The sequence below is a fragment of the Candidatus Paceibacterota bacterium genome, from assembly GCA_035530615.1.
In the GTDB taxonomy this organism is placed as follows: domain Bacteria; phylum Actinomycetota; class Actinomycetes; order Nanopelagicales; family Nanopelagicaceae; genus QYPT01.
In genome coordinates this window covers 449691-462440 of the sequence record DATKUL010000001.1, presented here as the reverse complement: position 1 = coordinate 462440, position 12750 = coordinate 449691, and the positions used below count along the sequence as shown (strand labels likewise).

The following is a 12750-nucleotide window of genomic DNA, read 5'->3' as shown; positions in this document are numbered from 1 at the left end:
ATGTCTGAACATCCAATACATCCCGCCTTATCGCGAACCGGAGTCGGTGTCGCAGCTGATGGCACCTTTAATATGCCAACTCGAGTTCAGTATGGACGTGGAGTTACGTCAACACTTGCTGGAGAAGTCAAGGGGTTTGGCGCGAGCAGGGTGATGGTCGTGACCGATCCCGGAGTTTACTCGACAGGTTTAGTTGCTCCTATCGTTACTGCTCTTGAGTCGGCTGGTCTGACCGTAACCATGTTCGACAAAGTTCTTTCAAACCCTCGTGACATTCACTGTATTGAAGGCGCTGAGTTGGCGCGTTCTCAGGGAATCCAATTGATTGTTGGAATTGGTGGGGGTTCTCCGATTGACACGGGCAAGTGCATTGCCGTGCTCCTTACTAATGGCGGTCATCCGCGCGATTGGGAGGATTTTGGCGCCCTCCAGCACGATCCAATACCAATGATTGCAATCCCAACAACGGCTGGCACCGGAAGCGAAGTTTCGCCGTCATCAATAATCTTGGACACGGTACGTAAGAAAAAGATGAATCTCTTTGACCCACGCATCTGTCCACGGCTAGCTCTTGTTGACCCAGACCTAACTTTCTCTGTGCCATCACGGATCACCGCATCTACCGGTATGGATGCACTCAGTCATTCCATAGACTCCTTGCAATGTCGCTTGGACACTCCTGCCTCTGATGGGATGGCTCTGGAAGGAGCCCGACTGATCGCGATGTACCTCGAGAGAGCCGTGAAGGATGGAGGCGACATTGAAGCACGGTGCGGAATGATGCAAGCCAGTCTGGTTGCGGGTCTCGCGGTAGGTATCACCGACGTCTCAGGAACCCACTCAATTGCTGAAGCGGTTGGGGCGCTATATGACCACCCGCACGGGGAGTGCTGTGCGATTGGTCTGCCAATGATCATGGAGTACAACTTGCCCGTATCTCGCGAGAAATACGCAAGGCTCGCCAATGCCTTCGGAATAAAGACCTTCGAAATGGATGATGAAACTGCTGCCAATGCTGCCATCACCTACGTGCGTGAATTGAATAAGCGCATCGGTATTCCCACCCTCGCCTCTCTCATAGATGAGAAAGATCTAGATGTTCTAGCCCAAAAGGCTTTTGCTAATACATCGACTCCATCGAATCCACGTACAGCTGGCGTTGTTGAATTTCGAGATATGTTCGTTCGAGAATTGGAATACAACGCGAAGGGTGAGTAGCGGATAGAGAGGCAACTCCTCAAACCTGACATACTTTGCTGGTGGCGAAAGACGAGTTAAGGAGAAGTAGTCCGATCCCGTTGTACTTCCAACTGCAGGAGGTGTTGAAGGAAAAGATTGAGCTGGGCGCATGGGCCGTTGGGCAAATGATCCCGTCAGAACCGAGTCTTTGCGAAACCTATCAAGTCAGTCGCACCGTGGTTCGCCAAGCCCTCTCTGTTTTAGAGCAGGATGGGCAGCTTCGTCGTATTCGAGGTCGGGGTACCTTTGTTAGTCCTCCGAAACTTGAACACCGAGTTGGTGGCCTTAGTCGGCTAATGGCTAATCCCATTCCAGACCATGAATCTTTGGTACTTGATTACCAGGAAGAGTTGCCACCTAAATGGGTTAGAGAAAAACTTGAGTTACAGGCCAAGGCAAAGATCATCCGAGTTATGACTCTTCTGCGAGTGCATGGAACCCCAGTCGCGCTTTTAGATAGTTTCTTTCCCCTTGGGGCAGCTGAGCCTTATCGAAAACACTTACGTAAAAAATTACCTTTCATTCTAGAATCGACACGGCAAATGCGCGAAGTAGGACTCACACGTACTCGCGTCGGAATCGAGACGAGTTTTTGTAGTGCTTGGGAGGCGGAACAACTTCAGGTGCCCGTTCAGGGTGCCGTTTTTGTTACCCTCTGCACGGAATATCACCTGGAAAACGGGGAAGAGATCCCCTTCGAAGTCGCACGAGGGGTATACCGCGTCGATATGGTTCAACTTCGCTTCGATGTCTCCTCAAGCAGCCAGATCCCAAATGCATTTTGGCAGATTGCGGATATCTGATCACGCATATGAAGGGACGCATGAGAGCAAGGTTGGTCAGGGTAAATGTCGATTACCCTTTACACTTCACTCTGAGACCTTTCAGATATGACGTCAGTCTTATCATTTAGTCAGGTCCCGGGCCTCTAGCTCAGTCGGTAGAGCAACGGACTTTTAATCCGTGGGTCGACGGTTCGAGCCCGTCGGGGCCCACCCAACTTTTTTATTTCTCGCGCTGATCTCCTACACATTATTTATTTTAAAGATGTTCACCGTGATGGAGCAGAAAGTAACACATTGCAATTCTTGAAAAATATCTGTACGCCTCACCCGTTCGACAAAGTACTTTTATTTTTCCGGTAAAAGAGTTAACCTTCACGAGTCTCGATCGGAACATTATTATTCTGGGGGAAAATAGATGATTGTGGAAATTAACGGTGCCAAACTCAATGTTGAAGTCTTGGGTGAGGGAAAAGGAAAACCAGTTCTTATCGCGCATCACGGTGGTGGTGGAATCGGGAACCTGAACGAACCCAAAGCTACATACGGTCCGTTGCAAGATATTTTCCAAGTAATCGTCTTTGATGCGCGTGGTTGCGGTCATAGTGAAATTGTTGGACCTTATTCTCATGAACAGTGGGCAGCGGACGTCGATGGTCTTCGTAAGTGGATTGGCGCTGAGAAGATTGTTGTAGCGGGCGGCTCGTATGGCGGATTTATCTCACTTGAGTACGCGGTCCGCTATCCAGAGCACACTGAGGCCGTCTTGCTTCGCGATACCTCGGCTGACAACAATAACTTTACAACCCTTGAAGAGAATGCAAAGAACCAGAATCGCGTGGAAATCAACTGGGATAACTTCAATCGTTACTGGACTGGCCATATACGAGATGACGCAGATCTGAAGGCTTGTTGGGCAGAACTGATTCCACTCTATGACTTCCATTACGACGCAGAGAAGTCAGCCGCCCGGGTTGAGGCCGGTACTTATCACCATGAGGCACACAACTACTGTTTTACTCATAACAAGCCTAACTACGATTTGAAGCCCGTTCTCGGAACGATCAAAGCTCCAACCCTGGTCACCGTGGGTCGGACAGACTGGGTTACGCCGGTCTCTTCCGCGCAAACTATTGCTGATGGTATTCCAAACTCACGTTTGGTCATCTTTGAAAAGTCGGGTCACTCACCACAGTTCGAAGAGTACGACTTGTTCCAAGAGGTACAGCGGAAATTCATCGCTGATTACCTTCCTCATCTGGCAGTAAAGCAGGCCTAGATGATCTCACAGCATGTGTTATCGATTCCTAGGACGGATGGTCCAGGAATCGACGTACCTTATTTTGAGATTGTTGGTGCAAAACCTGGGCCGCATCTCACAGTCATTGCGGGAATCCACGGCGCGGAATATTCCTCGATCGCTGCCGCCAGGGAATTTGTAGCGGAGATCAATGATCAAGAGGTAATTGGTCGTATCACTGTCATGCCGATTGTAAATGTCTTGGCATTTTGGGCTCGAGTCCCTTTCGTGATTCCTGTCGACAATCAGAACCTCAACCGGGCATTTCCGGGAAAGGAAAATGGATCGTTTACGGATATTTATGCCTTCCATATCTTCGAAAAGATTATCAAGGGCTCGGACTACCTCCTGGATATGCATGCCGGAGATATTCCAGAAGCACTCGAACCCTTCTCAATCTTTGAAGAATCACCTGTCGAGGAGAAGTCGCTTTGGATGGCAAGGGCTTATGGAATCAAACATATAGTTCGACAACGTGCGGCAGGTATCGTTGTGGCAGGCAGTACATCTGGTGCAGCATCTGCAATTGGAATTCCTGCGTTCATAGCAGAATCAGGAGAGAATGGGATTCTCGATCCAGCGGCCGTCAAATTACATTTAACCGGACTGCGAAATCTTGCCCGTGTTCTCGGAGTTCTAAGCGGCGATCCTTTGCCAGAGCGAGGACATATCCTCTATGACGACTGGAATTGGTTGCGCGCGGAAAGCGGGGGCTGGTGGCAACCGGCACATAAGACCGGTTCCGATGTGAAAGCGGCAGATTTGTTAGGCACTTTGGGTGATCCCTGGGGAAAGTCCATTACCGAGATTCGGGCCCCGCAAGATGGAACCGTTCTTTTCCAGACCAGTAGTCCTGCAGTCGTTGCAGGTGGGATTTTGGTTGGTCTGGCGCTTCGCTAGAGCCTTTGAGAGTTAGTGCTCTCTTTTACTCACAAGGTGAAAGTTCAGTAACTCTTCGATGGCTTGAGCAATGGATAAGAGCTGCATATCTGTCCCTTTAGCGGTTGCCAGTTGGACTCCAATCGGCAAACCTTCGGAGTTCAATCCGCAGGGAATCGAAATTGCGGGATCACCCGTGAGGTTAAAGATGCTTGTGTAGGCTCCTTCGACAACACCTTCCGGGGTATCCATGGGAGGTGTTGTTGGTGGCGCAACATATGGCGCAACTGGCGTGAGCAAGACATCGATACCTTCGTAAATTTTGAGAGCGTTCGGAAGAAGCTCGATGCGACGTGCCGATGCCTTCTTGTACGCATCTTCGGTGATGGATTGTGCCGATTTAAAGAGCCTCAAAGTCTCAGGTCCAAAGTGAGTTGGATCTGATTTCACTTTCTCGCCATGCACTTGCCAGGCTTCAAAGTGAAGAATGTCCCCGAAAGTTTTTTCGAGTTCTTGAAAAGCACGGTCGTCTACTTCAATAATTTCTGCGCCCTCATTCTGCAACTTTGCGATGACGTCTCGAATTGACTCGGCCACATCCTTCTCCAACTGCGCGAGTTCGAAATGAGTTTTGACGATTCCAACTTTGAGGCCCTTGATCTGCGACCTTTCCTCTGCTTTGAGACCACCCATTAGCGCCGAGAAGACCTTTGTGGTCGTTGCGAGATCTTTTGCCAGCAAGCCCACGTGATCAAAGGTTGGTGAAAGTGGGGTAACGCCTTCAAGTGAGATCGAGCCATAGCTGGGCTTGAAACCGACCGTCCCACAATAATGCGCAGGGATACGTATGGATCCACCAGTATCGGTTCCGAGTGCTACGTCACAAACGCCGACACCAACGAGGGCTGCCGAACCGCCACTTGAACCACCTGCGGTGCGGTGGGAGTTATATGGATTCATTGCTTCCGGAACCTCGGGATGCGTGGCACCGGCTGCATATTCAAGGAGTGACGTCGTAGTAAAGACATCAGCGGCAAGGGCACGAAGTTGTGCGATTACTGGCGCATCCTTTGTTGCTGGCAAAGATTTCATGTCGTGAGGATTGCCATTGCCTCGCGGTTGCCCCTTGATATCAATGATGTCTTTGACTCCGACCGCGACCCCTAGCAATGGACCATTAAGTGAGCGCTCGGGTGCCGAAATCAAATGTGAAATTGCATTGAGCGGGGCGCCAAGCCGAAATGCGCGCTCATATGCTGCAAGAAGATCAAGGTTAGCGATTTCACAGATTCGCTCTCCTCGTTCAATCGAATGAATAATTGCACCCACGAAATTTGTAAGCGGGCCTTTGAGATCTCGTAGTAAGTCATCGACTTCCGTTTTGCGCTTACGCACAGTGAGATCTCGATAAATTCCGCTATGTGTTTTTGCGGATTTACGGTTAAAGGTAACGAGGCGGTCTAAAGATCCATCGAGATCTTTTGGATCAAAGCCATCAAAGGCCTCAGGTGTCACTGGAGCTTGCGCTAGCACTTCACGCGCTATGGCCAGCATCAGTGGTCGGTATTTAGGATTTTCAAGGTGATCTGCAATAGAAAGATCAGAAGTGGCGCCTGCATAGAGCATTGCGCCGTATGCCTCTTTACCCCAGAGAAATCCCAGGATGTTTGCGGTTGCTTCTGCGTATGGGAAAGCATCGACAAGTCCAAGAACGCGAGGAGTAATTTTATTTCCGGTGAGTTCGCCAACTCGGAAAGTGCCGATATTGCCTTGCATGATTCTTCCTGGAGCGATGTAGTCCGCACCGAAGTTTACGAAACTCACGATGACTCGGTCGGCTCCAACGACATCAGAGAGATCTTGCGCAGTCAAACCGTTTTGTAACGTGACGACAAATCCGTCTGGCGCAAGTCGACCACGGAGCAATTCAGCAGCGCTCTTCGTATGGTGACTCTTAACTGCAACGGCAACATTATGAAGAGTCGCTGGAAGTTGTGATGGAAGAATTGCCTTGGTTTTCACGGTGAAATTTTCTACGGGGCCTTCAATCGTGATGCCGTGTTCGTTCATTGCATTGACATGGTCCTCGTCAACATCACAGAAAGTTATGTCATGGCCAGCGCGAATCATATGAGCACCAATGGTTCCGCCAATTGCACCTGCGCCGATAATAGTAAGTTGCATTTCTTCCACCTGTCTCACTTATGTTCACGTATTGAGATTATGCAGTGCGGTAAAGGTAGTCCACTTTACCAATGAGAGAATTAGTGCTTGTATAGCGGCGTGATTGAACCGCGAATTGCAGTTGTGACGGGCGCCACACATGGCATGGGCAGTGCGATAATTGATTCTCTTAGAGCAAGCGGCCATACAGTCCATGGAGTTGATCGTGATCAAGCAGATCTCTCAAATTCAGCTGAAGTAAAAGCTTATTTCGAAAAAATTGGGCAGGTTGATATTCTGGTCAACTGTGCTGGTGGAGTCGTAGGGCAGACACATAAACCATTGGATGAAGTCACCGATGATGCCTGGCAACAGATTTTTGACGCCAATATGCAGACAACTTTTCTCTGCACGCGTGCCGTCGTTACTGGAATGAAAGCCAATAAGTGGGGACGTATCGTCAATATCTCCTCAGGAGCTGGTCGCAGCGTGAGTTTGACTGGTATTCAGGCCTACGCGTCATCAAAGGCTGCTCAGATTGGTTTTACTCGTCAGATGGCTTACGAACTTGGCCAGTACAACATCACTGTCAACTGCATCGCTCCTGGATTTGTTCTTTCGAATCCTTCAACGATCGCTCAGTGGGAAAGTTATGGCTCTGAAGGTCAAGCAAAGTTACTCAGTGGTATTGCCACTCGTCGATTAGGGAAAGCCGAAGACATCGCAAATGGTGTTTCCTTCTTTGCATCTGAAGCTTCCGACTGGGTCACCGGTCAGTGTCTGTCGATTGACGGCGGTCACTCACTTTTCTAAACTCACGTACGGCTCATCTACACGGCTGTGAATAACGAGCGAGTGCTAGCATTTTTTGAGAGGCTCGAGTGTTATGGAATCTTTATTATTTCCTGGCCAAAAAAGGTGTGAATTTTGAAAATTTACCCTACGCTCATACCGCTTCAAGACGCAGTTCCGAGATTTAAAAATTTCAGACATTTGGGTCGCGGACTCATTCACCACACGAGATGGGAACTATCGATATGGCACCAAAGAATAAAATGTTGGTTGCTCTTCTTGCGGCCTTTATGGTTGCAACAACAGTTGTATTACCGATTACGGCAAATGCAGCAAACCCAACACCTAAGGGTGACTTGGTCTTGGTTCGAAACCAAGATTTGGCAACCTTGGATCCTTTATTTCCGCAGAACGACTCAATCTTCATCCAACAGCAAATGTACGAACCACTTTTTAACAACAAGCAAGACGGTAAAGGCGTTACGCCATTGCTGGCAAAGAGCGGAACTGTGGCAAAAGATGGACTAACTTGGACCATCAAACTACGTACTGATGTTAAGTTCACTGACGGAACACCGATGACTTCCGCGGACGTCAAGTTCTCCCTTGAACGCGCATCAGGTGGAGACGGTTGGGGCTTCCTCAACACGGCTATCGAAACCATCACTGCGCCGTCAGCTGACACGGTTATTATCAAGACAAAATTTCCTTGGGCTCCGTTGCTGGCGGACCTTGCTTGCTTTAGCAATTCGATCCTGAAGGCGAATTTGGACGGAAAGACCGAAGCAGAATTCTTCAAGAATCCAATTGCTACCGGTCCATTCATGCTTGATCGCTGGACTCCAGGAACCGAAGTCAAGTTGGTTGCTAACAAGAATTACTGGCAGCCAGGTAAGCCATACCTCAACTCGGTAACCTTTAAATATGTTGCAGATGACAACACTCGTGAGTTCATGCTCAAGGGTGGACAAGCTGATATCAACGAAGAGCCGCCATCTAATACGGTCGCATCTCTCAAGGCTTCGCCAGGGATCAAAGTCGGCATTTTCTCTGCGGCAGCTTCAAACTACATTGCCTTTAACCAGAAGGTTCCTGCCCTAGCTGACGTACATGTTCGCCGGGCAATCTCATATGCAATCGATCGTGCAGCGCTAAACAGAGTGCTGTACTCAGGTAACGCAACAATTTCAAACTCATTCCTTGCGCCAAGTGTTAACTTTTACGATAAGACGACACCAGGCCAGCAATATGATCTCAAGAAGGCGGCCGCCGAACTTGCACAGAGTAAGTTCAAGAAGGGCCTAAAACTTGACCTCTTGATCCGCGGTGGTAACAGAACACATGAGCTAACAGCTTCAATTGTGCAGGCTGCTTTGAAGAAGATTGGCATCACAATGACAATCACGGCACAAGAGCCAACTGTATCTCGCGCCACCCAAAAGGCCATGAACTACCAAATGGTTGTAACGGCCTGGACGATGGATATCGTTGACCCGGACGAGTTGTTGACATTTGGTTTGGCACCAGAAGGTGGAACAAACTCTTACTACACGGGTTATGTCAACAAGAAAGTAATTGCTGCGATCAAGAAGGGTCAGACAAATGTTGATCCTAAAGTTCGTCAGGCTGCTTACTCATTTGTACAGAAGCAGACAGCGGAAGACGCGTTTATGGCGTTTACTCTCAACCCTCCTTATACCTACGCCTGGCGTAGCAACATCACGGGATTCACCGTGAACCCGCTCTACAGCTACTACCTGAAAAACGTTAAGAAGAACTAATCCTCTTCTAGACGGATTTATGCAAAAATCAAAACAGCTGTAATGTTTGTAAGTACAATTGCCAAACGAAGAGAACGGGTGATATCGCATTGAGTTACTTAGCCTACGTAGGTAAAAGACTCCTTCAGATGTTGCCCGTTCTCTTCGGTATTTCTATCGCCGTATTTCTCATTGTTCACGCGATTCCTGGGGATCCCGCAGATGTCATTCTTGGACAGAATTCCACTCCTGCGAAGGCTCTGATCGTCCGACACCAACTCGGCCTCGATCGTTCGATGTTCGTGCAGTACCTAAATTTTGTCTGGGATCTCTTGCACGGCTCACTGGGCACCAGTTTTTACAATAAGCAATCGGTCACAAGCCTTATTTTGGGACGGCTCCCTGAGACCGGAATGCTATTGACCGGAGGGGTCATTCTCTCCATTGTGATTGCTCTCCCACTCTCCATTCTTGCGGCTTCCAAGCGCGGCGCGCTACGTGATCAACTTGTTCGTGCCATTCCAATCATCGGTCTGGGAATGCCGCAAGTCTGGGTTGGTGTGATGCTGATTCTATTTCTCGGGCTCAAGTATCCCCTCTTTCCCGTAGGCGGTTTTGGTAATACTTTCCCGGAACACCTTCATTCGATTTTCCTTCCAGCACTGACTATTGCGATCCTGTTATCTCCAATTCTTATTCGCAGTTTGCGCGCGAGTATGTTGGAAATTCTTGACTCGGATTACGTTTTAACTGCGCGTGCAAAAGGAATCTCAACTGCACGCATTACGCGCGTTCACGTGCTTCGAAATTCTTTGATCGCATCAGTAACAGTTCTCGGTATTAATATTGCCTACCTCGTTGGTTCGATGGTTGTGGTAGAACGCGTCTTTGCGATCGCCGGAACCGGGTCCCTCATGATTGATGCCATTTCACGTCGTGACTATCCGATCGTGCAAGGAGTGACGTTGTACTTTGCCTTTGTTGTTGTCATCGTCAATTTAGTTACTGACCTGATCCATGCCGCTCTTGACCCTCGGGTGGTGGTGAAGTGAAGTCCAAAAAGACTTTATATATTGGTACAGGACTTCTCGGGTTTCTCGTACTTGTTGCAATTATCGCACCACTGATTTCCCCATACGATCCGAACGAACAAGATTTATTGAACACCCTATTAGGACCTGGCTCTCATCACTGGCTCGGCACGGACCCACTGGGTCGCGATGTCTTCACTCGCCTCATTTACGGAGCTCGGGTTGACCTGACAATTGGGCTTCTGGCGGTCATTCTCCCTTACCTCATTGGCGTTTCGCTTGGTCTGCTAACCGGATGGCTAGGTGGTGCAACTGACTCAGTGGTCATGCGCATTGTAGATACCGTGATTGCTTTCCCATTTTATGTTCTGGCGATTGCACTTATCTTCGTCTTCGGGCCAGGCATAAAAAGCATTATCGTGGCAATTACTTTGGTGGGGTGGGTTGCCTACTCTCGAATTGTGCGAGCAAACGTGCTTGTTGCAAAAGAGCAAGATTACGTGCATGCTGCCCGGCTCACGGGCCTTCCGACCTTTCGCATTCTTCGACGTCATCTCCTGCCGAATGTGATTTCCCAATCAATTGTTTTTGCGATGAGCGATATCGTCCTGAGCATCTTGGCGATCGTCTCTCTCGGCTATCTCGGACTGGGTGTTCCAGTGCCAACTGCCGAGTGGGGTTCAATGATTCAAGAAGGTCAGTCCTACATCATGAATCAATGGTGGCTCTCCACACTTCCAGGACTTATGGTCGTTTACGTCGGATTCTCACTCTCACTCATTGGCGATGGACTTGTCGCACGTCTGGAGCGCTAAATGAGTACTCCGCTCATTTCCGTCAGGGACCTTTCGGTCGAGATCAAGACTGACCGCGGTCTGCTCCAGGCGATTCGTGGAGTCTCATTTGATGTGGATTCAGCGGATTCCATCGGTATCGTTGGCGAGTCGGGTAGCGGCAAATCAATCACTCTCAAGGCAATTCTTGGACTCTTACCAAGCAATGCCCGCGTTTCCTCGGGCTCGATTTTCGTCGAAGGCAAGGATGTTTCAACGCTTGACCATAAGAGCCGGCGGGCGCTGCTTTCGCATAACACCGGAATGATTTTCCAAGATGCAATTGCCGCCCTTAACCCAGTTATCAAGGTCGGGGAGCAAGTCTCAGAAGTTCCACGCTATCGTCTTGGCAAGAGTAAAGAAGAGTCGAAGCAGATCGCACTCTCATTGATGGAACGAGTAGGAATTACCGATGGGGAGTCTCGGTACGATCTTTATCCGCACCAACTCTCTGGTGGTTTGCGCCAGCGTATTGCAATCGCAATTGCACTTTCTGGAAGTCCTAAGATTCTCTTCTGCGATGAGCCAACTACCGCCCTCGATGTGACAATCCAGGCACAGGTCCTTCGACTCCTGAATGAACTTCGCCATAATTCCGGCCTTGGAATAGTTTTTGTTACTCACGATCTTGCTGTAGTAAACGAATTGTGCGACGACATCAAAGTTATGTACGCGGGACGTTTCGTTGAATCGGGGAATGTGCAAGGAACCTTTAAAATTCCAACACATCCGTATACATTTTCTCTTCTCAAAGCCGCCCCAGATCCAGATATGGCAGTGCACCGTCTCTTCACGATCTCCGGTGAAGCCCCAAACCTCACCAAGCCGGTATTGGGTTGTCCATTTGCCCCACGTTGCTTCGCTGTAGAAGAGCAGTGTCTTTCTGCAGAACCGAATCTCGCTCCTATCGAGAATTCACAGAGCGCGTGTTTCAAATCTACAGACCACAAAGAATGGGCTACGGCTGCGTCAGGAAGTGGTGTAACAGAATGAGTCAAGCCGTACTTTCAGCCGAGAATGTTGTAAAGCACTTTGCAAAGCGCCAATCAATTGTTGATCGCTTGCGCAAGAAAGAAATTTTTAATGTTCCGGCAATTGATGGCGTAACGCTCGATCTCAGAGCAGGTGAGACTCTTGGCCTCGTTGGTGAATCCGGGTGTGGTAAATCAACTCTGGGTCGGACACTCGTTGGTCTTTATACCGCTTCGGAGGGCTTTATCTCGCTCAAGGGAAAAAAAGTGACTGCGGAGCGCACTCTTGATGAGCGCCGTAGCGTGCAGATGGTCTTTCAGGACCCATTCTCATCGCTTAATCCACGTTTGACCGTAGGCGAAGTTCTTCGAGAAGCGCTCTCCTTCCATAATCTTGTACCCAAAGAGAAAGTTGAAGCGCGCTCTCTCGAACTGCTTGCCCTCGTCGGGTTGCCGATGGATGCACTCCAGTCGTACCCGCGCCAATTTTCCGGTGGGCAACGTCAACGCATTGGTATCGCTCGGGCACTTGCCCTAGAACCTGAGGTGTTGATCGCAGACGAAGTTGTTTCAGCGCTGGATGTATCCGTTCAAGCATCTGTTGTAAACCTCCTGATGGATCTAAAGCGGGACCTCGGACTGACCATGCTCTTTATTTCGCACAACATTGCCGTTGTACGTCAAGTTAGCGATCGCATCGCGGTTATGTACTTAGGACGCATTGTCGAAGTTGGGCCGACCGAAGAGGTCTTTAATAATCCTTCACACCCCTATACAAAGCTTCTCTTGAGTTCTGTACCAAAGATGACCACGGGCTCAAAGATTTCATCTGCTCCAAATGGCGAACTACAGTCCATTAAGAGCGCAATGGTTGGATGCCGCTTCCGTGGCCGTTGCCCCGTTGCGATTGCTGAATGTGCAACAACTGATCCAAGTTTGAATCTAGTGGAAGGAACCCATCAGGCAGCCTGCCTCCTGGTTTGACACGTAGTTATATAAA

The 12750-nt window shown here is 49.2% G+C and carries 11 protein-coding genes and 1 tRNA gene; 11 read left to right on the top strand and 1 reads right to left on the bottom strand.

Translation table 11 applies throughout. The features are described from left to right. The 5 genes from VMW30_02425 (at position 1) to VMW30_02405 (ending at position 4221) form a co-directional block, all read left to right on the top strand. The gene (locus VMW30_02425; protein ID HUW87223.1) at positions 1–1218 is read left to right on the top strand and encodes an iron-containing alcohol dehydrogenase; all 1218 of its coding nucleotides are present in this window, start codon (positions 1–3) and stop codon (positions 1216–1218) included. 317 nt (positions 1219–1535) lie between these two features. After that, a complete protein-coding gene (locus VMW30_02420; protein HUW87222.1) occupies positions 1536–2042 on the top strand; it encodes a UTRA domain-containing protein in 507 nt (168 codons plus the stop codon). 119 nt (positions 2043–2161) lie between these two features. Further along, positions 2162–2234, top strand: a tRNA-Lys gene (locus VMW30_02415). Between the two features lie 205 nt (positions 2235–2439). Continuing rightward, entirely contained in the window at positions 2440–3300 is an 861-nt protein-coding gene (locus VMW30_02410) for an alpha/beta hydrolase (protein HUW87221.1), read from the top strand. Then, positions 3301–4221: a succinylglutamate desuccinylase/aspartoacylase family protein gene (locus VMW30_02405; protein ID HUW87220.1), complete on the top strand. Its 921-nt coding sequence runs from the start codon at positions 3301–3303 to the stop codon at positions 4219–4221. Between the two features lie 12 nt (positions 4222–4233). Here VMW30_02405 and VMW30_02400 read toward each other — a convergent pair whose 3' ends face one another. Then, on the bottom strand, positions 4234–6384 hold the full coding sequence (locus VMW30_02400) for an amidase family protein (GenBank protein HUW87219.1): 2151 nt from the start codon (positions 6382–6384) through the stop codon (positions 4234–4236). Positions 6385–6483: 99 nt separating this feature from the next. Between VMW30_02400 and VMW30_02395 the strand changes: the two genes are divergently transcribed. The 6 genes from VMW30_02395 to VMW30_02370 all read left to right on the top strand — a co-directional run bounded on the left by VMW30_02395 (position 6484) and on the right by VMW30_02370 (position 12734). After that, on the top strand, positions 6484–7176 hold the full coding sequence (locus VMW30_02395; GenBank protein ID HUW87218.1) for an SDR family oxidoreductase: 693 nt from the start codon (positions 6484–6486) through the stop codon (positions 7174–7176). Between the two features lie 224 nt (positions 7177–7400). Then, positions 7401–8936 (top strand): ABC transporter substrate-binding protein, encoded by a 1536-nt coding sequence (locus VMW30_02390; GenBank protein HUW87217.1) that lies wholly within the window; start codon positions 7401–7403, stop codon positions 8934–8936. An 89-nt stretch (positions 8937–9025) separates the two neighbouring features. Further along, the gene (locus tag VMW30_02385; GenBank protein ID HUW87216.1) at positions 9026–9967 is read left to right on the top strand and encodes an ABC transporter permease; all 942 of its coding nucleotides are present in this window, start codon (positions 9026–9028) and stop codon (positions 9965–9967) included. Beyond that, positions 9964–10761, top strand: a complete 798-nt coding sequence (locus VMW30_02380) for an ABC transporter permease (GenBank protein HUW87215.1) — start codon at positions 9964–9966, stop codon at positions 10759–10761. Before VMW30_02385 ends, VMW30_02380 begins: the two co-directional genes overlap by 4 nt. Continuing rightward, positions 10762–11772 carry an ABC transporter ATP-binding protein gene (locus tag VMW30_02375; GenBank protein HUW87214.1) on the top strand — a complete coding sequence of 337 codons (1011 nt, stop codon included), beginning with the start codon at positions 10762–10764 and terminating at the stop codon, positions 11770–11772. Next, positions 11769–12734 (top strand): oligopeptide/dipeptide ABC transporter ATP-binding protein, encoded by a 966-nt coding sequence (locus VMW30_02370; GenBank protein ID HUW87213.1) that lies wholly within the window; start codon positions 11769–11771, stop codon positions 12732–12734. The genes VMW30_02375 and VMW30_02370 overlap by 4 nt, the downstream gene beginning before the upstream one ends. Positions 12735–12750: the final 16 nt, after the last annotated feature.